This window comes from Brevundimonas aurantiaca, from assembly GCF_904830995.1.
Lineage (GTDB): Bacteria > Pseudomonadota > Alphaproteobacteria > Caulobacterales > Caulobacteraceae > Brevundimonas > Brevundimonas aurantiaca.
The window spans coordinates 2,033,492-2,054,356 of record NZ_CAJGVD010000001.1 but is presented as its reverse complement, the minus strand read 5'-3'; the positions used below and the strand labels follow the sequence as shown (position 1 = coordinate 2,054,356).

Sequence of the window (20,865 nt, the reverse complement as noted above, 5' to 3'; positions counted from 1 at the left end):
CGTCCTTAGCCCGCCTGGGGGGGCGATGTCGATCATCGCAACGCCGCCCGGCGCCGGGTTCGTGAACTTTGATAACGATGGCGTCAGCCGCGGTGGCGAACGTCATGGTCCGGGTTTAGCTGGCCGTGGAGTCGCTGACGCTGTGAGAAGGACGCCATGTTCGACCGCCTGCCCCATCGCGCTTCTGAAACCCCCTACCCCATCCGGTCGGCGAAACCGCCGGTCGATCATGACGTGGAGGAGCTCTGCCGCCTCTACGACCGGCGCCTGGCGGAGCGAGGGGGCGATCTGTCGCCGAGCCGCAGGCGTGAACTGGACGCCCTGGCGGTTCGATACGGCCTGGCCGTCGACCGTACCGCCGCCATGGTCTGGCGCGATCTGCGCGCCGTCATCAGTCGGACGGTGGGGCGGGCGTCGGACCAACCGGTCGCCGAACCAGCCCCAGCGCCGGCCCAGACCCCCGCTCCCGTCGAAACAGGCCCCCTGACGGTGCTGGTCGTTGAAGACGATCCAGACGCCGCAGCCGCCTTGACCGAGCTTTTGACCGAGGCCGGGCACAGGGTGGTCGGGCCGTTCCACAGCGCGGCGCCGGCTGAGGCGGCCGCGGCGCTGCACGCCATCGACGCCGCCCTGTTGGACGTCAATCTGTCGGACGGGGCGACGGGAAGGGGACTGGCGGAGCGATTGAAACGACGCTGGGACATGCGGGTGGTGCTGACGTCGGGTGACGTCGAGGCGGTCCGCCGCGCCGATCCGGCCGAGACTGTCGTGTTTAAACCCTATACGGGGGCGCAGATTCTGGCGGCCCTGGCCGGTAGGCGACGCGAGGGCTGACGGCGAGGCGCTTGCGTCCGGCCGGTGGGCGGGCGATCAGACGGCATGCTGTCGAACCGATCCCGCTACGCCCTTCGCGCCATGGTGCATCTCGCCGGCCTGCCGGGCGGGGGCCCCGCCACCATCGGCGAGATCGCCGAGGCCGCCGCGGCGCCGCGAAAGTTCCTGGAAGCCATATTGCTGGACCTGCGTCGGCGGCATCTGCTCGTGTCCAAACGCGGGAGGACCGGCGGCTACGCCCTGGCCGCGCCGGCCGACCGCATCAGTTTCGCCGATGTGATCCGAGCGCTGGAAGGCCCTCTGGCGCTCGCGCCCTGCGCATCCCGCACCGCCTTCGGGCCTTGTGAAACCTGTCCCGACCTGGACACCTGTCCGCTTCGCCCGGTGCTGCAGGACGGGCGCGACGCCGTCGCCGCCGTTTTCGAGACGCGAACCCTTCTGCAAGCCGCTGCGAAGTTTTCTCCTATTGACCCAGTAGGAGATAAAGCCCCAACCTCGTGACCCTCTGGAGGGGCCATGCAAGACTTCCTGCTGTTTCTGTGCGTCGGGTTCTTGGCCCAGGTCGTCGACGGCGCCCTGGGCATGGCCTATGGGGTGATCTCCTCCACCGTCCTGCTTTCATTCGGCGTGCCGCCCGCGACGGCCTCGGCCAGCGTTCACGCCGCGGAAGTCTTCACCACGGCTGCGTCTGCGGGGTCGCACACGGTGAACAAGAATGTGAACTGGAAGCTGTTCGCCCCCCTGGCCCTGGGTGGGGTGGTTGGCGGCGGCCTGGGCGCCTTCGTCCTCACCAGCATCGACGGCGACCTGATCAAGCCCTGGATCACTGCCTATCTGGCGATCATGGGCGGTGTGATCATCTGGCGCGCCACCCGCCAGACGCGCGCGCGACTGTTTCCGTTGAAACTGGCCGGTCCCCTGGGGGTGGTCGGGGGCTTCTTCGACGCCGTCGGCGGCGGCGGCTGGGGGCCGACGGTCACGACGACCCTGGTGGGATCGGGCCAGGACCCGCGCGCCTCGATCGGCACCACCAATACGGCCGAGTTCTTCGTCACCTCCGCCATCTCCGCCACCTTCCTGGCGGCGCTGCTGACCGGCCACTGGGACCAGGCCGAGGGCGTGGCCACCCACGCCATGGCGGTGCTGGGCCTGATCCTGGGCGGGCTGATCGCCGCGCCCTTCGCCGGCGTCATCGCCCGGATCGCGCCGCGTCGGGTGCTGACCTACGGGGTCGGGGCGGTGGTGCTGCTTTCGGCGGGCTATCAGGCGCTGAGGCTGTTCAAGGTCATCTGAGGCGAAGCGGCGACGGCGGCGGGCCGCCGTCGCCGAAAGGCGGCTTAATGCGCGCGGGCGCGGAAGCGGGTCAGGAAGGCCTTGATGTTTTCCCGAATGGACGCCTCGTTCGCCATCCGCAGACGTTCGACCCCCATGAAGGCCTGGCCCATGGTCGCCGTCCCGGTGGCGGCCACCGTTTCATCGAAGACGGTGCGGTCGGCCTGGGACACCGTGTAGCGGACCTGGCTCGTCACCGACATGTCGAAGCCCGCCAGGGGCTGCTTCAGGTCGATCAGAGAGGCCGCGACCGTCATGGCCGGCCCTTCGCTTCCCATATAGCCGGCGGCGGCCAGGGAGTTTTCCAGCGCCGTCTTGAAGTCGGCGTTGGAGACTTCGGACGTCCACATCGGATTGGTGGCCTGACCGCCGGAAACGGTCACGGTCGTCACCGAGCGATAGCCCAGATCGCCTGAAGAGGCGGTCAGGCCGGCGGTGGCCGGCAGGGTCATCATGGCGGGGTTGGACGGACTGGCGCAGGCGGCTAGGCCTAAAAGCCCGGCCGCGCAGCCGGCCATGGCGAGACGACGCAACATCATTGTTGGGTCGCCGCCTGGGCGCCCGCGGCGGGCGCGGCGGCGCGCGCGGCCGCTTCTTCGGCCGGGGTGCGCAGGGTGACGATCAGCGGATTGGGCTTCAGATCATTCATGGCGCCCGAGGTGGCGTCGATCGCCCCGCCGATCAGGCCACCGACCAGGATGTTGCCCGCCATGGCCGTGCCGCCGGCGCCTGACACGCTGCTGGTGATGTCATGGGTCTGCGAAACATAGCCGTCCTTGGACACGGTGATGCGGAATGCATCCTTGCGCGGCATGCGGAAGGTGCAGGGCGTGGCCTGGCATTCGAAGCCGTTCGAGGTGCTGACCTGCGCGCCGGGCGGCGTGCTTTGGACGGTGAATTGTTGGCTCGAGCCGCGCGTCACGGTAGCGCAGGCCGGCAAAGACAGCGCCACGCCGACAAGCGCGAGCGCACGCACGCCCATGTGCGCGGGATTACGGAATTTCATGAAGCCCCTCAATGGATTGCAGCCCGCCCTCCCCAGGCGGACTTACGGCCTAGGTTGCACTTGGGATGCGAGCCGTCAATCAAGCGGCGTCAAATTTATCCAAAATGACACAACTGGAGGGCGCGCGACCTATTCAGCCGCCTGAAGCTCCGCCGCCCGCGCCGCCTCCAGCTCGGCGGCCTTTTGTTCCACCAGCTCGACGATATGGTCGATCATGCCCTCATTGGCCTGTTTGTGGGCGATCTTGCCGTTCAGATAGACCATGCCCGCGCCCTTGCCGCCGCCGGTGAAGCCGATGTCGGTATAGAGGGCCTCGCCCGGGCCGTTCACGACGCAGCCGATGACCGACAGGCTCATCGGCGTCGAGATATGGGCCAGCTTTTCTTCCAGCAGGCCGACCGTCTCGATGACGTTGAAGCCCTGACGCGCGCAGGACGGGCAGGCGATGATGTTGACGCCCCGGTGACGCAGGCCCAGCGACTTCAGAATGTCGAAACCGACCTTGATCTCCTCGACCGGATCGGCGGCCAGGGAGACGCGGATGGTGTCGCCGATCCCCGCCCACAGCATGGAGCCCAGGCCGATGGACGACTTGATCGTGCCGGTGCGCAGCGGCCCCGCCTCGGTCACGCCCAGGTGCAGGGGGCAGTCGATGGCGTCCGCCAGCTGCTGATAGGCGGCGACGGTCAGGAAGGGGTCCGACGCCTTTACCGAGATCTTGAACTCGTGGAAGTCGTTGTCCTGCAGGATGCGGGCGTGGTTCAGGGCGCTCTCGACCATGGCGTCGGGGCAGGGCTCGCCGTACTTCTCGAGCAGCTCCTTCTCCAGAGAACCGGCGTTGACGCCGATCCGCATGGAGCAGCCGTTGTCGCGGGCGGCCTGGATGACGTCGCGGACCCGATCCGGGCTGCCGATATTGCCCGGATTGATGCGCAGGCAGGCGGCGCCCGCCTCGGCCGCCTCGATGCCGCGCTTGTAGTGGAAATGGATGTCGGCGACCAAGGGAGCCTTGGCCTCGCGGACGATGGTGCGAAACGCTTGGGTCGATTCAACGTCGGGGCAGGAGACGCGAACGATGTCGGCGCCGGCCTCTTCCAGCTGACGGATCTGATCGATCGTCGCCGCCGCGTCGGACGTCGGCGTATTGGTCATCGACTGGACGCTGATCGGGGCGTCGCCGCCGACCAGGACTGAGCCGACGCGAATCTGGCGGCTCTTGCGCCGTTCGATATGGCGCCAGGGACGGACGTGGCCGAGTTCTGAAGTGTGGTCGCTCATTTCCGGCCCATATAGGCGCTCTGCGGCTCCGCGACCACCGGCGTAACGGTCAGTTCGTCGTTACGCCGGCGCCGGGATTGGCGACCGTCTCGCCCGTCGGTGCGGCGTCCTGGGTTCGCAGGAGCTGAGCCGAACGCTCGGCCTGAAGCTGGGCCTGACGGCGCGCCTGCTCCTCCGCCACCTGCCGGGCCGCCTGTTCGGCGCGGCTGTTCAGCTGGGTCAAAGGGGTCAGAAGGGCGGGCAGGACGCCGCTATGCTCGCCGTTCAGATAGACGTCAAAGGCGGCTGGATCAGACACGTCGATCGTGGCGCTGACGCCCATGGGGGCGCGCCAGGCCTCTCCCGGCGCCATCTGCCGGGCGAACAGGGCCTGACCCCCGCCCAGCCTAACCACCAGCGCGCCGGCCTTCTTGGCCTGAATGACCACCTGAGAGGCGGTGGCCGGGGCGCCGTAGACGGCGCCGCGCGGATTGAACGCCTTCTGAACCGGGGCGGCGTCCGCCGCCTGGGCCGCCGCGATCACCGCCGGATCGTTCGGATCGACCCCGGTCAGCTGGGCCTCAAGGCCGGGCGTGACATAGAGGGCGGGCGTCGTCTGGTCCGGCGGCGCAGCCCTGGGGGCGCCCAGCGCGATCGGGGCGGCCTGGCCGGGCACCTCTCCCAGCCGCCAGCTTTCCGGCACGGCGGCGATGTCGGACGGGCGGACCTCCTGGTGGATGTTGAGGCGCTGAAACACGTTCCAGCCGATCAGGGCGACGGCCACTATGGCGACGAGACCGATGATCCGCGGCGAATAGCGTTTGACGTCCTCAAAGGCGATGCCGATCGGCGCCTTCAACGGGGCGGAGGTGTCCGGGCTTTCGCGCTTGAACCGCTCCACGGCCAGCTGTTCGTCCAGCCCCAGGGCCGCCGCATAGCCCCGCACATAGCCGATGGCGAAGACGCGCGAGGGCAGGGACGACCAGTCGTTCTGCTCCAGAGCGATCAGGAAGCGGGTATGGACCTTGGTTTCGGCGGAGAGATCGGCCAGGGACTTTCCCGACTGTTCGCGGGCGCGGCGCAGGCCGTCGCCCAGAGTCGCGGCCTCGGTGATGGAGGGCGCGAGGTCCTTCCAGTCCGGATGAGCCTTGAACTCTTCGGGGGCGTTCCCCGCATCCAGCGCCATGACGCCTGACCCCACACTCGGAACGACAGAGAGCCGCCCCGTACTCGCAACGGACCCGTCCGGTAGCATGTCTTCGCGACGGGACGCGCCTCTCCCCTTCGGCGGACCCCATGCGTCCTGTGGATAAACCATATCGTCAGCCCCATCAACGGCGTTTCCCGATTCGGGATGCGCGCGCCAATCCTCAGGCGGCGACGTTCAATTTCCGGGCCAGGGATTCGATCTCATTGCGGATCGAACCGGTGGAGAGGTTCAGCAGATTGTTCAGGCCGCGCCGCGCAGCCGTCAGATCGGCCGACAGGATCATCCGTTTGACCGGCCCGACCCCGCCCGCAGGCGCCGACAGGCGGGTGAAGCCCAGGGTGATCAGGGCGAAGGCCTCCAGCGGCCGGCCCGCCAGTTCGCCGCAGATCGAGACCGGGGTGCCGGTGTCGGCGCACGCCTTCTGGATGGTCTGGAGCGCACGCAAGGTGGGCGGCGACAGAGGGTCGTAGCGGTCCGACACCAGGGGATTGGTCCGGTCGGCGGCGTACATGTACTGGAACAGGTCGTTGGTGCCGATCGAGACGAAGTCGGTCAGGGGCAGAAGCGCGTCCAAATGCCACAGCAGGGACGGGCATTCGACCATGGCGCCGACGCGCAACAGGGCGGGCAGGGCGCGGCCGCGCCGCCGAGCCCAGGCGCATTCGACGTCGACCAGTTCGCGCGCGGCCCGGAACTCGTCCACCGTGGCGATCATCGGGAACATGACGCGCAGTTCGCGGCCCGCCGCCGCCGTCAGCAGGGCCCGAAGTTGCATCCGCAGCAGGGACGGCCGGTCCAGGCCCAGGCGGATGGCGCGTCGGCCCAGGGCGGGGTTTTCCTCCCGCTCCGCCTCCAGATAGGGCAGGACCTTGTCGCCGCCGATGTCCAGGGTGCGGAAGGTGACGGGCCGGTCGCCGGCGGCGTCCAGCACCAGCTTGTAAAGGGCGGTCTGGGCGTCCAGCCTGGGCAGTTCGTCCGAGACCATGAACTGGAATTCGGTGCGGAACAGGCCGATGCCTTCCGCCCCCGTCTCGTTCAGATTCTCCAGATCCACCGCCAGGCCGGCGTTGGTCAAAAGGCTGATCCGCTGGCCGTCCAGGGTCACGGCGGGGGTGTCGCGCAGCTGGGCGAACTGGGCCCGGCGCTGGTCACGTACAGCCATTCGCGACTGGACGGCCTCGATCATGTCGGGGCGAGGGCGCAGATAGGCCTCGCCGGTCTCGCCGTCGGCGATGACCATATCGCCTTCCGACAGCCGGTCGCGCAGTCCCATCAGACGACCGACGCAGGGAATCTGCAGCGCGCGGGCCACGATGGCGGCGTGGCTGGCCGCCGATCCCTCTTCGAGCAGCAGGCCCTTCAGCTTGTCGCGCGGATATTCCAGCAGATCAGCCGGACCCAGGTTGCGCGCCACCACTATGGCGTCGTCGGGCAGTTCGCGCTCGCCGGGCTTGTCGCCCGCCAGCACCCGCAGCAGCCGGTTTGCCAGGTCTTCGAAGTCGTGCAGCCGCTCGCGGATATAGGGATCGCGCGCCTGGGCGAAGCGGGCGCGGTGCTCGTTCCTGACTCGGTCCACCGCCGCCTCTGCGGTCAGGCCGTTCCTCACCGCCTCTTCCAGCGACCGGTTCCAGCCCCGATCGTCGGCGAACATCCGATAGGTCTCCAGCACCTCGAACGAGGGACCGGCCAAGCCCTGACCCTTGTCCAGCATGGCGTCCAGACCGGTCTTCAGCGAGGCCAGGGCCAGCTTCAGGCGGGCCTCCTCCAGACCGGGGTCCTCCGCCAGCAGTTTTTCCGGCGGCAGGGGCGCCTCGTGCAGCACCACATGGCCGAACGCCAGGCCGTCGCCGAACTTCTGGCCTTTCAGCCGTTCCGGCCGATGCGGCGCCAGTTCGACGTCGCGCAGCTCCTCCTGGTCCAGCAGTTCGCCCGAGGAGACGGTTTCGGCCAGGACCATGGCTATGGTCTGGATGTCCTCGACCTCGTCCTCGTCATAGCGCCGCTCGGTGCGGTTCTGCACCACCAGCACGCCAATGGCGCGGCCGCCGCGCAGCAGCGGGGCGCCGAGGAAGGCGTGATAGGGGTCTTCGCCCGTTTCCGGACGATAGGAGAAGGCCGGATGCGACGGGGCGTCCGACAGACTGATCGGCTGGGCGGTCCGCGCCACTTCGCCGACCAGACCCTCGCCTGGGCGCAGACGGGTGTTGTGGACGGCGCCGGGGTTCAGACCTTCGGTCGCGAAAAGCTCCAGCTCGCCCGAGGCCCGGCGCAGATAGATGGAGCAGACCTCGGCGACCATCGACCGGGCGATGATCTGCACCACCATGTTCAGGCGGTCCTGAGCCGGGGTCGCGCCCGCGCCCGCCCCGCCCAGAGCCTCGCGGATCTGGCGCAGGAGGTTGCGTGGTCCCCTGGTCATCGCGCCGCCTGCCGGCATCATGGCTCCCGCGCCTCGGCGCCGCAGCGCCCGTTCAAATCACCTATACAGCGTCCAGGCCGTAAGCCGAATGGAGGGCGCGCACGGCCAGTTCGGCATAGGCGGCGTCGATCAGCACGCTGATCTTGATCTCCGACGTCGAAATGGCCTGAAACTTGACCCCCTTGTCGGCCAGGGCCTTGAACATGGTCTGGGCCACGCCGGCGTGGCTGCGCATGCCGACCCCGACGACGGAGACCTTGGCCACGTCCTCGTCGACGCGGATCTCCTCGAAAGCCAGGTCGGCCTGGGCCGCCTTCATGATGTCGGCGGCGCGCACGGCGTCGCGGCGGCCGGTCGTGAAGGTCAGGTTCACCGTATTGGCGGTGCGGGCCTGGCTCTGGACGATCATGTCCACATTGACGTTGGCCTCGGCCAGACGGGTGAAGACGTCTGCGGGGGCGTCCACCCGGTCGGACAGGCCCAAAAGGGTGATGCGGGCCTCGTCACGGCTCATGGTCACGCCGGACACGATGCGTTTTTCCACGATCTCCTCCTCGTCGCAGATCAGGGTTCCGCCCTTGTCGGGCATTTGGCCGGACTCGTCCGGTTCGATGAAGCTGGACAGAACCCGCACAGGCACCTGTTTGGCCATGGCGAGTTCGACCGATCGGGTTTGCAGCACCTTGGCCCCCAGGGAGGCCATTTCCAGCATCTCCTCGAAGGAGACCTTGTTCAGACGCCGCGCGCGGCTCTCGATGCGGGGATCGGTCGTATAGACCCCGTCCACGTCGGTGTAGATGTCGCAGGGGCAGGACAGGGCGGCCGCCACGGCGACGGCCGAGGTGTCCGATCCGCCCCGGCCCAGGGTGGTGATCTTGCCGTCGGGGGTCACGCCCTGGAAGCCGGGCACGACGGCGATTTCGCCCGCATCGACGGCGGCGCCCAGCTTCTCGCCGGGGATGTCGACGATCCGGGCGCGGCCGTGGGCGTCGTCGGTGACGATCGGCACCTGCCAGCCCATCCAGGACCGGGCGTTCAGACCCATGTTGCGCAGCGTCATGGCCAGGAGGCCGGACGTCACCTGTTCGCCCGAGGCCACCACCACATCATATTCGTCGTCGCTGAGCGGCAGGCCGGCGGCGGCCGGACCGGCGCCGTCGGTCCAGGCGACCAGCTCGTTCGTCTTGCCGGCCATGGCCGAGACGACGACAGCCACCTTCTTGCCCGAGGCGGCCTCTGCGGCGACGATCCGCGCCGCGCGACGAATGCGTTCGAGGTCCCCCATGGAGGTGCCGCCGAACTTCATCACCAGTCGTGTGGTTTCGGGCCGCGTCATCGTGGCGTTCCGCCCCCTGCTTGCGTGAAAGGGCGCGAAGGTCCATCCCTCGCGTCATGACCGCTTCTAGCGACGCCGCACCGTCTCGCCTACCCCGCGAAGGGCATGGTTTTTCGCAAAATTCGCCCGAAGGCGCATTCGGCGCATCGATTGACCCGGCCGACGTCGCCCGCTTCTCGGCCCAGGCGGCCGAATGGTGGGATGCGCACGGGCCGTTCGCGCCTCTGCATCGGTTCAATCCGGCGCGGTTGAAGCTGATCCGCGAGCAGCTGTGCGCCCGGCTGGGCCGGGATTCGCGAGCGCGCCGCCCGTTCGAGGGTCTGGCCCTGCTGGACGTCGGCTGCGGCGGCGGGCTGATCGCCGAGCCGATGCGGCGGATGGGCTTTACCGTCACCGCCATCGACGCCTCGACCGAGAACATCGGCACAGCGCGCGCCCATGCCGAGATGGTCGGGCTGGACATCGCCTATCGCCCGGCGACCGTTGAACAGATGGAGGCGGAAAAGGCGGGGCCGTTCGATGTGGTCCTGACCATGGAGGTGATCGAGCATGTCGCCGATCCGGAAGGCTTCGTGCGCGCCTGTTCGCGCCTGGTCCGGCCGGGCGGGGTGATGATGGTCGCCACCCTGAACCGCACCCTGAAGTCCCTGGCGCTCGGCAAGGTGGCGGCGGAATATGTGCTGCGCTGGGTGCCGGCCGGGACGCACGACTGGCGCCAGTTCCTGAAGCCCCAGGAGATCCGGGCCATGCTGTCTCAGGAGGCTGTGACCGTCGAGGGGCCTTACGGCCTCAATTACGATCCGCTGACCGACCGCTGGAGCCAGAGCGACGACGCGGGGATCAACTATATGATGGTGGCGACGCGGAACGCATGACCGGCGTCGTCATCACGGGCGGACCCGGTTCGGGCAAGACCAGCCTGATCGAGGCGCTGGCTAACCTGGGTTACGGCGTCGAACCCGAGGCCGGTCGGGCGATTATACGCCGGCAACAATCGGTGAACGGTCCCGCCCTGCCTTGGCGAGACCGCACCCTGTTCGCGCAGCGCATGTTCGAGCATGACATCGAAGCGCATGACCGCAGTCGATTGGCCGACGGTGTGGTCTTTCACGATCGCGGTCTCCCTGACGTCATCGGCTATCTGACTCTGTGCGGTCTGCAAGTCCCTGATCATATGTCTGAGGCGGCGCGCACCCTGCGCTACCATCCGACCGTGTTCATCGCTCCGCCCTGGCCCGAAATCTTTGGACAGGACGCCGAACGACGTCAGGATTTCAACGAGGCGAAGCGCACCTACGAGGCCATGGCCATGGTTTATCCCCGCTATGGATATCGCCTCGTAGAAATGCCGAAGGCGACCGTCGCTGAGCGGGTCGCCTTCGTTCTCGATCAGATCGTCTGAGCCGCCCTTACACCTTGGCGGCGCGGCTGCGGGTCCAGGCGTACAGCCCGATCACGGCGACGGCGAAGCCGACGATCCCCGCCAGCATGGCGGGCCAGGTCGAGCCCTCGGGCAGCATGGCGAACGGCGCGTCGTCGCGGGTGGCGACGATGACGCCGGCGGTGAAGACGCCGAACAGGCTTTCGCCCACGATCAGGCCCGAGGCCAGCAGCACGCCCATGCGGCGCGCCACATCGGCGTAACGGGTGCTGGAGACCGCCTTGTCGTAGATCCAGCCGCAGACGGCGCCGATGACCAGCATGGTGGTGACGGCGGCCGGCAGATAGAAGCCGATGCCGACGGCCAGGGGCGGCAGCTTGATCTTCTTGCCGGTCGCCTTCTCCAGCACGGCGTCCAGGATGATGATGACCACGCCGATCACCGCGCCCAGGCCGATCAGGTCCCAGCGCAGGTCGCCGCCGATGACGCCGCGCGCCAGGGCCGAGATCAGGGTGGCCTGAGGCGCCGCCAGGGTCTTGGCCCCCTCGACGATGGCGGGCGGGCCGCCCTCGAAGCCGAAGGCCTGGTTCAGAAGGTTCAGGATCAACGGAATGACCAGGGCGCCGGCGCCGACGCCGACGATCAGGGCGACCTGCTGGCGCCAGGGCGTGGCCTCGACCAGCTGGCCGGTCTTCAGATCCTGGAGATTGTCATTGGCGATGACGGCGACGGCGAAGACCACGGCGGTCACGATCAGGGCGAAGGCGATGATGGACGGATCGGCGGGCACGCCCGCGATCGCCATCACGCCCAGCATCAGCAGGGAGGCGATCACGACGGCCAGTATGCCGACGCCCGAGACCGGGCTGTTCGACGAGCCGATCAGGCCGGCCATGTATCCGCAGATGGCGGCCACGGCGAAGCCGATCAGGACCACATAGACCAGGCCGCCGATCACCAGCAGGGGCGTCGATCCGGCCAGGGCCGGGGCGGTCTGGGCGAACCAGGCCAGAAGGCCGGCGATGCCGATCAGACAGACGAGCGAGATACCGCCCACCAGCTTGATCGGCAGATCCTGTTCGGTCAGTTCCAGCGCTTCGCCGTGATTGCGGCGGGCGTTGGCGGCCAGGGCCGAGGTCAGGCCGCCGACCAGGGGACCGGCCAGCTTGATCAAGGTCCAGATGGCGGCCACGCCGATGACGCCGGCGCCCATGAAGCGGACTTCGCGGCTCCAGACCCGTCCGGCCAGCTCCTCGGCGCCCGTCCCGGCGGGCAGGGTGGAGGCGATGGAGGGGATGCCGTGCGCCGTCAGCCAGGCCACGGTGTCGGGGCTGGTCAGGATCGGCACGGCGATGGCCCAGGCCAGGATCAGGCCGAACAGCTGGGCCAGGCCGACCGTCAGGCCGATCAGGTGGCCGGCGCCCAGAAGGGCGAACTGCATGCCGAAGCCCATGCCGGTGGCCCCGCCGCCCAGGGCGGCCGGAAGCTTGAAGAACTTGGCGGCCTCGCCGGCGAAGACGCGGCCCGCGACCAGCAGGGCGTAGCCGGCGGAGACGACGGCGCCGGCGACCACGATCCACAGGCCGGACTTGTTCTCGCGCACCGCGCTCTCGGTCTGTTCGGCTCCGCGCGAGCCGACCTTCAGCACCTCGGCGGCGGCGACGCCTTCCGGATAGGGCAGGCCGCCGCCCGTCACCAGGGCGCGGCGCAGCGGGATGGAGAAGGTCACCCCCAGGACGCCGCCCAGGATGCAGATGGCCACCGACTGCCAGAAGGGAAACTCCAGCCACCAGCCGATCATCACCAGGCCCGGCAGGACGAAGATGATCGAGCTCATGGCCCCGCCGACCGAGGCCACGGTCTGGACCGTCATATTCTCCCAGATGGTCGAGGTCTTGAAGGCCCGCAGCACGGCCATGGAGATGACCGCCGCCGGAATGGCCGAGGCGAAGGTCAGGCCGACCAGAAGGCCCAGATAGGTGTTGGCGGCGGTGAAGATCACCGCCAGCAGGCAGCCCAGCACAAGGGCGCGAAGGGTCAGTTCAAGCCGGCCCTTTCGGGTTTGGGGCGCAGCGACGGCGTCAGTCATGAAGATCGGTTCCCACGTTCGACCGGGACGTAAGCCCATAACGGCCCCTGCGGCAACTGGTCACGCTCAGCGGACTCCTCAGGCGGGTAGGGGCCGGCTCCAGCGAAGGCGCCGGCGCGCCCGCCGAACCAGGCCCGGGGCGGCCGCCGTCACCCGATAGACCCCCGCCATGACCAGGGCCGTCAGGGCCCAGGACAGCAGGATGTCGGACAGGAAATGCCCGCCGAAGGCCAGCCGGTTCATCGACAGGGCCAAGGCGTAGACGAGCCCCAGCGGCAGGACGGCCGGTCGCCACCGCGCCGGAGTGACCACCAGCAGGACGCCCACCATCCAGGCGGCGCTGGAGCCCTCGCCGGAGACGAAGGAGCAGTTGGACTGGCAGGCGTCGCTGATCACCCAGGCCGGGGTAAAGGCCGCGTCGCCGCCGAACTGGTCGATCTGGACCGGGCGAGCGCGCCCCCAAAGGCTCTTGAACAGCAGATTGACGACCAGCCCCGGTCCGAGGGCCAGGGCCGCGACGGCGAACATCGCCCGCCGCGCTGCGGCGCCGACGGAACGCCCGCGCAGGGCCCGCCAGATCAGGCGGCCGATCACCCCCAGCAGCAGGAGGGCCAGGACCAGGGTGGAACTCTTGCGCAAGGCCTTGAGCACGGGATCGCCGGCCAGGAAGAAGCCGGCCTCAGGTCGGTAGAAGAGGCGGCTCACGGCGATGTCTACGCCTGGAAAGACCAGAAAATAGGCGCTGATCGCCAGGACGGCCGCTGCGGCCAGAATGGCTGCGTCCTCGCGCGTGAGGCGAAGGCGAGCGCTCAAGTCCGTCCAGGACGAGAGGCGCAGACGCGGCGCGGGCGTGATGACGGACTGAGACACATTCCCCCCGGATTGGTCTGGAGACGCCAATGCCAGAGTGCGGTGTCGTTCCCGCGTCATTACGAACAATGTTTTCCAAACATCGGGGCGAGCACGGACGATCGACTTGGCCTAGGTTCCAAGACCGGCTAGGAGCGCCCCATGCCTGAACTTCCCGAGGTCGAAACCGTCCGGCGCGGCCTGACGCCGGTGCTGGCGGGCGCGCGCCTGTCGCGGGTGCGGATCAACCGGCCCGACCTGCGCTTTCCGTTCCCGGAAGGCTTCGTTGAGCGGCTGGAGGGGGCGACGGTCGAACGCGTGGACCGGCGAGCCAAATATCTGCTTCTGCCCCTGTCCACCGGCGAGACCTGGATCACCCATCTCGGCATGACCGGCCGTTTCACCCTGGACGGCGCCCAGCTGGGCGAGTTCGAGGAGGCGGCGCCCATCGCGGGCAAGCACGAGCATTTCAGCGGCTGCGCCGTGCGCGACGGCGCCGCGACCCGCATCGGCTACGCCGACGCGCGCCGGTTCGGCTTCATGGGCCTGATCCCCACCGCCCAGGTCGAGGCCCACCCCTGGTTCGCCGGCCTGGGGCCCGAGCCGCTGGGCAATGGCTTTTCCGGCGCCCATCTGGCCGAGGCCTTCGCAGGCAAGAGCCAGAACATCAAGGTCTCCCTGCTGGACCAGCGCATCGTCGCGGGTCTGGGCAACATCTATGTCTGCGAGGCCCTGTACCGGGCCCGGATCTCGCCCCTGGTGGCGGCCGGATCGCTGTCGAAGGCGCGGCTGGAGACCCTGGCCTCGGTGGTCCGCGACGTGCTGAACGACGCCATCGCCGCCGGGGGATCGACCCTGAAGGACTTCGCCAACGCCGAGGGCGGCCAAGGCTATTTCCAGCACCGGTTCGACGTCTACGGCCGCGAGGGCGAACCGTGCCGGGGCGAGGGCTGCACGGGGACGGTCGCCCGGATCGTCCAGGGCGGCCGCTCCACCTTCTACTGCCCGTCCTGCCAGAAGCGATAAGCCCGAAAGACCAGACCATGCGCAGGATTCACCTCTGGATCAGCCTGATCGTCAGCCTAGCCGTCTGGGGCGCCTATTTCGTCCATTTCGTGCAGGGGCTGCGCGGGGGCGAGCTGGACGGACTGGTCTGGTGGTTCCTGGCGGCCCTGACCGTCGCCGTTGCGGCGGAGGCTGGGGCGACGAGCCTGATCGCGCGCCTGTTCCGGCGCCGCAGCCGAACTCTGGACGAAGGGCCGACCCTGCAGGCGGCCTTGCAAGCGGGCCATGTCGCCCTGATGCTTCTGGTGGGCCTGATGCTGATGGCCGCCCTGACGCTGGCCGTATCGGCGAGCTTCGGCTGGAGCCTGGACCTCGCTGGGGCGCGGGGACAGGTGATCGCCGCCAATCTGCTGTTGGCGATGGTGGTCGTCGCTGAACTGGTTCGCGCCGGGCTGACCCTGGCGCTGACGCCGCGCCGCTAGCGGCCGGGCGCCCGGACCTGTATGAGCGGGCGCCAGAGGAGAACGCCATGTCCGATGCCTATTCCACCCTTCTGATCGAACGCTGCGCCGACGGCTACGCCGTCGTCACCCTGAACCGGCCCGAGGCGCTGAACGCCCTGAACTCGACCCTGTTCGGCGAACTGGCGGCCTTCCTGGATGCGGTCGAGACGGACGACAGCGTGCGCTGCCTGATCCTCACCGGCTCGGCCAAGGCCTTCGCCGCCGGCGCCGACATCAAGGAGATGGCGGACCAGTCCTACGCCGACATGTTCAAGGGCAATTTCTTCGCCCTGGGCCACGACCGGATCACCCGCTTCAGAAAGCCGATCATCGCCGCCGTGTCGGGCTATGCCCTGGGCGGCGGCTGCGAACTGGCGATGTTGTGCGACTTCATCATCGCTTCCGAGACGGCGAAGTTCGGCCAGCCGGAAATCAATCTGGGCGTGGCGCCCGGCATCGGCGGCTCCCAGCGGCTGACCCGCCTGGTCGGCAAGTCCAAGGCCATGGACATGATCCTGACCGCCCGGATGATGGATGCGGCGGAAGCCGAGCGCGCCGGCCTGGTCAGCCGTGTCGTCGCCCCCGAGGCCCTGCTGGACGAGGCCCGCGCGGCGGCCGCCAAGATCGCCTCGCAAAGTCCCCTGGCGGTGATGATGAACAAGGAGATGGTCAATGTCGCCCTGGAGACGACCTTGACCGAGGGCGTCCGTTTCGAACGCCGCCTGTTCCACTCCCTGTTCGCCTTCGACGATCAGAAGGAGGGCATGGCCGCCTTCGTCGAAAAGCGCAAACCCGACTTCAAGGGGCGGTGACCGACCGCCGCAGCCGTCAACCGATCGCCGTGATCCGGCGTTAGGAGCGGACCATGCGCCGCCTTCTTGTCTCGCTCCTCGCCATCCTGTTCGTCGTCCTGCCCGGAGCCGCCTCGGCTCAGGGGTCGGCTGCGTTCCTGCCCGCCTTCCGCTCTGATCGGATCATCGTGGAGACGCGAGGCGCGGGGCCGGACGTGATCTTCATCCCCGGCCTGGGATCGACCGGGGCGGCCTGGCGGTCGACGGCGGACAGGCTGGAGGGCCGCTATCGGGTTCATCTGGTGACGATCCGCGGCTTTGGTCAGACGGACATCGGCGCCAACGCCCGCGGCGCCCTGGCCGCCCCGGCTGCGCTGGAGATCGAACGCTACATCCGCGAGCACAGGCTGTCCCGGCCCGCTCTGATCGGCCATTCGCTGGGCGGTCAGATCGCGCTGCGCGTGGCGGCGGACATGCGTGGCCGAGTCGGGCGGGTGATGGTGGTCGATTCCGCCCCCTTCTTTCCGGCCCTGGTCGATTCCCGCGTCACGACGCGCGAGGTCGAGCCCCTGGCGCGGCTGGGCTATCAGGCCCTGATGCTGTTCGGCGACCAGGCGCTGAAGGGCCAGGTCTCGGCCCTGGGCGGCGACCTGGGTCTGGCGGGGGACATGGTGTTCGACGGCCTGGGCCTTCAGGGCGGCGACCGGCGGGTGCTGGCCCAGGGGCTGTACGAGGCCCTGACCGTGGATCTGCGGCCCCGGCTGCGCGACGTCACCGCCCCGGTCACGGTGGTCTACGGCTGGACGCGGGATACGAACAATCCGCGCAACCGGCTGGAGGGGCTTTACCGCTACGGCTTCTCCACCCTGCCGCGCCCGGCCCAGTTCGTGCGCATCGAGGGCGCCGACCACCAGGTGATGATCGACCAACCGGCCCGGTTCCAGGCGGCCGTGGAGCAGTTTCTGGGATAGGCAAAGATCTTCCCCCGCTTGCGGGGGAAGTGTCAGCTCGTCGAGCGAAGCGAGACGGCTGACGATGGGGGAAGTTCCGCTTCTGGAAGAAAGAAGACTTCCCCCTCCGACCCTGGTTCGCTGCGCGAACGCCGGGCCACCTCCCCCGCAAGCGGGAGAGGGTCCTATTGGCCTTTGGCCTCGCGATAAATGTGATCGGTCACGGCGGGAAGATCGTTCAGCACGTCGCGGGCCGGAACCCGCAGGGTGCGTATGCCCAGCTCGAGCAGGAAGGCGTCGCGGCGCGCGTCCTGCGCCGCACGGCCGTCGTGACTGTCGCCGTCGATCTCGACCGCCAGTCGAACGCCGGCGCAGTAGAAGTCGAGCACATAGGGCGGTATCGGGTGCTGGCGTCGGAACCTCAGCCCGCCCAATTTCTCGCCCCGCAGCGCCTGCCAGAGCTGGACCTCGGGCAGGCTCATGTCCCGCCGCAGATCGCGCGCCTTGTCGATGATGTCGGAAGGACGACCGTCTACGGACTCCAGACCCTTCGCCAACGTCTCCAGCACCCCCTTGCCGTAGCGGTCCAGTTTCGACTGGCCCACGCCGGGCAGGGCGGCCAGGGCGGTCAGGTCGCGCGGTTGGGCCTGGGCGATCTCCAGCAGGGTCTTGTCCTGGAAGATGACATAGGGCGGGACGTGCTGTTCCGAAGCACGGTCGCGGCGCCAGGCGCGTAAGCGCTCGAAGCGGGCGCGGACGTCGGCGTCCATCGTCTCGAGCGCGGCGTTGCGGCCCTCGCCCGAGCGGTCGCGGCGGCCCGAGCTGGAACTGGAGGCGCGAACCGGTGCGCGGCGCACCTCGATCCTGCGCTCGGCCTTGTACACGGCGCGCACCGCCTCGGGGTCGCCCAGGCCGACCAGGGGCTTGCCGTCGTTCGGGTCCTCGACCAGCAGGCCCTCGAACAGCAGGTGGTCGACGATGTCGCGCCAGCCGTTGGGCGAGACGTCGGCGCCTATGCCCCAGGTGGACAGCTGCTGCTCCCACGGCTGGACGTCCTTGGTGCGGCCGGTCAGGTGGTCGATCACCCGGCCCCGGCCGAACCGGCCGCCCAGGCGCTGGACCGCCGCCAGGGCCTTTTGCGCGGGGACGGTGGCGTCATAGGTCTGGGGCGGGTCGCCGCAGATGTCGCAGACGCCGCAAGGCTCCGCGTCGTGCTCGCCGAAATAGCGGCGCACGGCCTGGGCGCGGCAGACGGCGCCGTCCAGCATGGCGAACAGCTGGCGGGCCTTGCGCACCTGAACCTGTTTGACCTCTTCGGCCATCGGGCGGCCGTCCAGCCGGCGCAGGGCCCAGGCGATGTCGGAGGGGCCGTACAGGGTGATGCCCTCGGCCGGTTCGCCGTCCCGGCCGCCCCGACCGATCTCCTGCCAATAGGCCTCCAGGCTGCCGGGCGGATCGGCGTGGATGACGAAGCGGACGTCGGCCTTGTCGACCCCCATGCCGAAGGCGATGGTGGCCACCATGACGGCCCCGTCCTCGGCTAGGAACCGCTCCAGACGGCGGTCGCGCTCCTTCGTGTCCATGCCCGCGTGATAGGCGATGGCGTTGGTCCCGGCGTCGCGCAGGGCCTGGGCCACGCGTTCGCAGCCGTCGCGGCTGCCGCAATAGACTACGCCCGACTTGCCGCGCCGTTCGCGCACCAGTTCGATGACGCGGGCGTCGGTCCTGGCGCGTGAGGCGCTCTCCTTGCGTTCGGCCGACAGCTGCAGGTTCGGGCGGGCGAAACTGTCGACGAAGACCCGGGCCCCCTCCAGCCGCAGCGAGCGCAGGATGTCGTCGCGGGTGCGGGCGTCGGCCGTGGCGGTCACGGCGATGCGGGGGACGTGGGGGAACCGCTCGGCCAGCAGGCCCAGGCTGCGATAGTCGGGGCGGAAGTCGTGGCCCCACTGGCTGACGCAGTGGGCCTCGTCGATGGCGATCAGGCTGAGGGGCAGTTCGGCCAGCCGATCCATCATGGCGCCCGCCGCCAAGCCTTCGGGCGAGACGTAGAGCAGGTCGAGGTCGCCTGAGCGGGCGGCGGCCCAGATGGCCGACCGTTCGTCCAGCGAGACGCCGGAATCCAGCCGGGCGGCCGCCACCCCCTGCTGTTTCAGGGCCTCGACCTGGTCGGTCATCAGGGCGATCAGGGGCGAGACCACCAGGCCCAGGCCGGGGCGAAGGATGGCCGGGATCTGATAGCAGACGCTCTTGCCGCCGCCGGTCGGCAGGACGGCCAGGACGTCGCGCCCGGCCAGAACCTCGGCCACCACCTGGCTTTGCAGGCCGCGGAAGTCGCCATGGCCCCAGACCCGCGACAGCAGGGAGCGGGCGTCGGCCAGACCGGGCGTCGTGGCGGGGCGGGGCTGGGTCTGCGTAGCCGGCATCCGAAGGTTGTGCACTCTTTGTTCCGACCTGCGAAGCCCCTTTGACCGCTTTCACGGCCGAGCGGCTGACGCGGCTGGGGACGGATCAGTGCGCGGGCGAGGGGGCGAACTGGCCGCCGACCCGATAACGGTACAGATAGGAGGGCGCGATCGACTCCATGCTGGTCGGATGGGCGACGCCCAACGCGGCCAGACCCTCGGCGCCCGGCGAGACCACATTGTCCTTCTGCAGCATGACGACCTGGTCGCGGGTCAGGGGCGGGGTCAGACCGATCAGGCTGACGGTCTGGAGCAGCGAGCCCAGCAGCCGGGCGACCGGGAAGGGAATGGGGGCCAGCACACGGTCGCGGTGGGTCTCGCGCTTCACCAGCTCCAGCACCTCGCGGAAGGTATAGATGTCCGGTCCGCCCAGTTCATAGGTGCGGCCGGCCGCGTCGCCTCGGGTCACGGCCCGGGCCACGGCCTCGGCCACATCGCCGACATAGACCGGCTGGAACCGGGTCTTGCCGCCGCCGATCAGCGGCAAGGCGGGCGCCAGGGTCGCCATGGCGGCGAACCGGTTCAGGAAGCCGTCGTCGGCGCCGAACACCAGCGAAGGACGCAGGATGACGGCGTCAGGATAGACGGCGCGGATCTCGTTTTCCGCCTCGCCCTTGGTGCGGGCGTAGGCGGAGGGGCTGTCGGCGTCGGCGCCGATGGCCGAGATCTGGACGACCCGTTCGACGCCGGCGGCCCTGGCCGCCTGGGCGATGTTCTTGGCGGCCTCGACGTGGGCGCTCTTGAAGCCGCGCTTGCCGCCGCCGTCGTGCAGGACGCCGACCAGATTGACCACGGCGTTCGAGCCGCGCACGGCCGCCGCCACATCCTCGGCGCTGGTGACGTCGCAGCGCATGAACTGGATCTGGCCCGGATCGCCGGCCGGCTGGACCTCGATGGCCAGGACCGGGTTGCGCACCGCCACGCGGATGCGCCAGCCGCGACGGGCCAGGGCGCGCACCGCCTGGGCTCCGATGAAGCCCGAACCTCCGAAGAGGGTCACGACGCCGGGGGCGAGGTCAGCCATGGGAGAAGCTCCAGTGAATTCCGTGTCGGCGGGATAGCCGATGGGGCGCCGCATCGCAACGCGGGCGACCCGGTCCGGGCGGATGAAACGAAAAACAGAGTCCGATTTGTCCGATTTGTCCGATCCGCGCCGTCGTCCGCTCCTGAAAAAGAGTGTCCGATGTGTCCGATGTGTCCGGTTCGCGCGGTCGTCCGCTCCTGAAAAAGAGTGTCCGATGTGTCCGATGTGTCCGATCTGTCCGATCTGTCCGATCTGTCCGATCCGATCCGATCCGATCTGCTCGCCCGTCCGCCGCCTCCGCTCGTCCCCGTCGATCCGCGACTGTCGCACGGCGGGCGGCCCAGGGGCGTAGAAGGCGGGTTTGGAGCCCTAAGCGGTTGGAAAGGCTGAGGGCGGCTTGGCGATCGCGCGGCGCTC

19 protein-coding genes and 1 pseudogene are annotated in these 20,865 nt (G+C 69.0%); 9 read left to right on the top strand and 11 right to left on the bottom strand.

Features of this window, described 5'->3' with window-relative positions; genetic code table 11:
• The first annotated feature begins 156 nt into the window (after window positions 1-156).
• Genes JMT67_RS10140 through JMT67_RS10130 form a run of 3 tightly spaced genes read left to right on the top strand, consistent with a single transcriptional unit; the run spans window position 157 to window position 2,127 of the window.
• On the top strand, window positions 157-834 hold the full coding sequence (locus tag JMT67_RS10140) for a response regulator (protein ID WP_201463386.1): 678 nt from the start codon (window positions 157-159) through the stop codon (window positions 832-834).
• Window positions 835-879: 45 nt separating this feature from the next.
• Window positions 880-1,335: an RrF2 family transcriptional regulator gene (locus tag JMT67_RS10135; RefSeq protein ID WP_054764262.1), complete on the top strand. Its 456-nt coding sequence runs from the start codon at window positions 880-882 to the stop codon at window positions 1,333-1,335.
• A 15-nt stretch (window positions 1,336-1,350) separates the two neighbouring features.
• The gene (locus JMT67_RS10130) at window positions 1,351-2,127 is read left to right on the top strand and encodes a sulfite exporter TauE/SafE family protein (RefSeq protein WP_201463385.1); all 777 of its coding nucleotides are present in this window, start codon (window positions 1,351-1,353) and stop codon (window positions 2,125-2,127) included.
• Window positions 2,128-2,171: 44 nt separating this feature from the next.
• On the opposite strand, the gene JMT67_RS10125 is transcribed toward JMT67_RS10130, so the two are convergent.
• From JMT67_RS10125 to JMT67_RS10100, 6 genes are all read right to left on the bottom strand, one after another.
• Window positions 2,172-2,702: a YajG family lipoprotein gene (locus JMT67_RS10125; RefSeq protein WP_201463384.1), complete on the bottom strand. Its 531-nt coding sequence runs from the start codon at window positions 2,700-2,702 to the stop codon at window positions 2,172-2,174.
• Window positions 2,702-3,172, bottom strand: a complete 471-nt coding sequence (locus tag JMT67_RS10120; protein WP_233455855.1) for a PEGA domain-containing protein — start codon at window positions 3,170-3,172, stop codon at window positions 2,702-2,704. Before JMT67_RS10120 ends, JMT67_RS10125 begins: the two co-directional genes overlap by 1 nt.
• A gap of 129 nt (window positions 3,173-3,301) precedes the next feature.
• On the bottom strand, window positions 3,302-4,450 hold the full coding sequence (ispG, locus tag JMT67_RS10115) for a flavodoxin-dependent (E)-4-hydroxy-3-methylbut-2-enyl-diphosphate synthase (RefSeq protein ID WP_201463383.1): 1,149 nt from the start codon (window positions 4,448-4,450) through the stop codon (window positions 3,302-3,304).
• Between the two features lie 49 nt (window positions 4,451-4,499).
• Entirely contained in the window at window positions 4,500-5,615 is a 1,116-nt protein-coding gene (locus JMT67_RS10110) for a helix-turn-helix domain-containing protein (protein ID WP_182713881.1), read from the bottom strand.
• Between the two features lie 184 nt (window positions 5,616-5,799).
• The gene (gene ptsP, locus JMT67_RS10105; RefSeq protein ID WP_306414842.1) at window positions 5,800-8,058 is read right to left on the bottom strand and encodes a phosphoenolpyruvate--protein phosphotransferase; all 2,259 of its coding nucleotides are present in this window, start codon (window positions 8,056-8,058) and stop codon (window positions 5,800-5,802) included.
• Between the two features lie 61 nt (window positions 8,059-8,119).
• A complete protein-coding gene (locus JMT67_RS10100) occupies window positions 8,120-9,394 on the bottom strand; it encodes an aspartate kinase (protein WP_182713883.1) in 1,275 nt (424 codons plus the stop codon).
• A gap of 56 nt (window positions 9,395-9,450) precedes the next feature.
• Between JMT67_RS10100 and ubiG the strand changes: the two genes are divergently transcribed.
• On the top strand, window positions 9,451-10,269 hold the full coding sequence (gene ubiG / locus JMT67_RS10095) for a bifunctional 2-polyprenyl-6-hydroxyphenol methylase/3-demethylubiquinol 3-O-methyltransferase UbiG (RefSeq protein WP_191558447.1): 819 nt from the start codon (window positions 9,451-9,453) through the stop codon (window positions 10,267-10,269).
• Window positions 10,266-10,796 carry an AAA family ATPase gene (locus JMT67_RS10090; RefSeq protein WP_191558448.1) on the top strand — a complete coding sequence of 177 codons (531 nt, stop codon included), beginning with the start codon at window positions 10,266-10,268 and terminating at the stop codon, window positions 10,794-10,796. The genes ubiG and JMT67_RS10090 overlap by 4 nt, the downstream gene beginning before the upstream one ends.
• Window positions 10,797-10,803: 7 nt before the next feature.
• Here the strand turns inward: JMT67_RS10090 and JMT67_RS10085 are convergent, their stop codons facing one another.
• Window positions 10,804-12,864, bottom strand: a complete 2,061-nt coding sequence (locus JMT67_RS10085; protein WP_201463382.1) for an OPT family oligopeptide transporter — start codon at window positions 12,862-12,864, stop codon at window positions 10,804-10,806.
• A gap of 78 nt (window positions 12,865-12,942) precedes the next feature.
• Window positions 12,943-13,677, bottom strand: a complete 735-nt coding sequence (locus tag JMT67_RS10080; protein WP_233455854.1) for a phosphatase PAP2 family protein — start codon at window positions 13,675-13,677, stop codon at window positions 12,943-12,945.
• Between the two features lie 198 nt (window positions 13,678-13,875).
• Here JMT67_RS10080 and mutM point away from each other — a divergent pair, with 198 nt between their 5' ends.
• Genes mutM through JMT67_RS10060 form a run of 4 tightly spaced genes read left to right on the top strand, consistent with a single transcriptional unit; the run spans window position 13,876 to window position 16,983 of the window.
• On the top strand, window positions 13,876-14,739 hold the full coding sequence (gene mutM / locus JMT67_RS10075; RefSeq protein ID WP_201463380.1) for a bifunctional DNA-formamidopyrimidine glycosylase/DNA-(apurinic or apyrimidinic site) lyase: 864 nt from the start codon (window positions 13,876-13,878) through the stop codon (window positions 14,737-14,739).
• A gap of 17 nt (window positions 14,740-14,756) precedes the next feature.
• Window positions 14,757-15,200 carry a hypothetical protein gene (locus tag JMT67_RS10070; protein ID WP_201463379.1) on the top strand — a complete coding sequence of 148 codons (444 nt, stop codon included), beginning with the start codon at window positions 14,757-14,759 and terminating at the stop codon, window positions 15,198-15,200.
• Window positions 15,201-15,247: 47 nt separating this feature from the next.
• Complete coding sequence (locus JMT67_RS10065) at window positions 15,248-16,033, top strand: enoyl-CoA hydratase (RefSeq protein WP_201463378.1); 786 nt, start codon at window positions 15,248-15,250, stop codon at window positions 16,031-16,033.
• A 53-nt stretch (window positions 16,034-16,086) separates the two neighbouring features.
• A complete protein-coding gene (locus JMT67_RS10060) occupies window positions 16,087-16,983 on the top strand; it encodes an alpha/beta fold hydrolase (RefSeq protein WP_201463377.1) in 897 nt (298 codons plus the stop codon).
• A 164-nt stretch (window positions 16,984-17,147) separates the two neighbouring features.
• On the opposite strand, the gene JMT67_RS10055 is transcribed toward JMT67_RS10060, so the two are convergent.
• The 3 genes and pseudogenes from JMT67_RS10055 to JMT67_RS10045 all read right to left on the bottom strand — a co-directional run bounded on the left by JMT67_RS10055 (window position 17,148) and on the right by JMT67_RS10045 (window position 20,448).
• Window positions 17,148-17,444, bottom strand: a complete 297-nt coding sequence (locus tag JMT67_RS10055; RefSeq protein ID WP_201464030.1) for an endonuclease domain-containing protein — start codon at window positions 17,442-17,444, stop codon at window positions 17,148-17,150.
• A gap of 72 nt (window positions 17,445-17,516) precedes the next feature.
• Window positions 17,517-19,385, bottom strand: a pseudogene (recQ, locus tag JMT67_RS10050) (DNA helicase RecQ); the annotation flags it as partial.
• Window positions 19,386-19,470: 85 nt separating this feature from the next.
• Window positions 19,471-20,448: a complex I NDUFA9 subunit family protein gene (locus JMT67_RS10045; protein WP_201463376.1), complete on the bottom strand. Its 978-nt coding sequence runs from the start codon at window positions 20,446-20,448 to the stop codon at window positions 19,471-19,473.
• Window positions 20,449-20,865: the final 417 nt, after the last annotated feature.

What these genes read in the sequence shown, in the direction of transcription:
- JMT67_RS10140 (WP_201463386.1), top strand. Translation starts at nt 157, where the DNA reads ATGTTCGACCGCCTGCCCCATCGCGCTTCTGAAACCCCCTACCCCATC.
- JMT67_RS10135 (WP_054764262.1), top strand. Translation starts at nt 880, where the DNA reads ATGCTGTCGAACCGATCCCGCTACGCCCTTCGCGCCATGGTGCATCTC.
- JMT67_RS10130 (WP_201463385.1), top strand. Translation starts at nt 1,351, where the DNA reads ATGCAAGACTTCCTGCTGTTTCTGTGCGTCGGGTTCTTGGCCCAGGTC.
- JMT67_RS10125 (WP_201463384.1), bottom strand. Translation starts at nt 2,702, where the DNA reads ATGTTGCGTCGTCTCGCCATGGCCGGCTGCGCGGCCGGGCTTTTAGGC.
- JMT67_RS10120 (WP_233455855.1), bottom strand. Translation starts at nt 3,172, where the DNA reads ATGAAATTCCGTAATCCCGCGCACATGGGCGTGCGTGCGCTCGCGCTT.
- ispG (WP_201463383.1), bottom strand. Translation starts at nt 4,450, where the DNA reads ATGAGCGACCACACTTCAGAACTCGGCCACGTCCGTCCCTGGCGCCAT.
- JMT67_RS10110 (WP_182713881.1), bottom strand. Translation starts at nt 5,615, where the DNA reads ATGGCGCTGGATGCGGGGAACGCCCCCGAAGAGTTCAAGGCTCATCCG.
- ptsP (WP_306414842.1), bottom strand. Translation starts at nt 8,058, where the DNA reads ATGACCAGGGGACCACGCAACCTCCTGCGCCAGATCCGCGAGGCTCTG.
- JMT67_RS10100 (WP_182713883.1), bottom strand. Translation starts at nt 9,394, where the DNA reads ATGACGCGGCCCGAAACCACACGACTGGTGATGAAGTTCGGCGGCACC.
- ubiG (WP_191558447.1), top strand. Translation starts at nt 9,451, where the DNA reads ATGACCGCTTCTAGCGACGCCGCACCGTCTCGCCTACCCCGCGAAGGG.
- JMT67_RS10090 (WP_191558448.1), top strand. Translation starts at nt 10,266, where the DNA reads ATGACCGGCGTCGTCATCACGGGCGGACCCGGTTCGGGCAAGACCAGC.
- JMT67_RS10085 (WP_201463382.1), bottom strand. Translation starts at nt 12,864, where the DNA reads ATGACTGACGCCGTCGCTGCGCCCCAAACCCGAAAGGGCCGGCTTGAA.
- mutM (WP_201463380.1), top strand. Translation starts at nt 13,876, where the DNA reads ATGCCTGAACTTCCCGAGGTCGAAACCGTCCGGCGCGGCCTGACGCCG.
- JMT67_RS10070 (WP_201463379.1), top strand. Translation starts at nt 14,757, where the DNA reads ATGCGCAGGATTCACCTCTGGATCAGCCTGATCGTCAGCCTAGCCGTC.
- JMT67_RS10065 (WP_201463378.1), top strand. Translation starts at nt 15,248, where the DNA reads ATGTCCGATGCCTATTCCACCCTTCTGATCGAACGCTGCGCCGACGGC.
- JMT67_RS10060 (WP_201463377.1), top strand. Translation starts at nt 16,087, where the DNA reads ATGCGCCGCCTTCTTGTCTCGCTCCTCGCCATCCTGTTCGTCGTCCTG.
- JMT67_RS10055 (WP_201464030.1), bottom strand. Translation starts at nt 17,444, where the DNA reads ATGAGCCTGCCCGAGGTCCAGCTCTGGCAGGCGCTGCGGGGCGAGAAA.
- JMT67_RS10045 (WP_201463376.1), bottom strand. Translation starts at nt 20,448, where the DNA reads ATGGCTGACCTCGCCCCCGGCGTCGTGACCCTCTTCGGAGGTTCGGGC.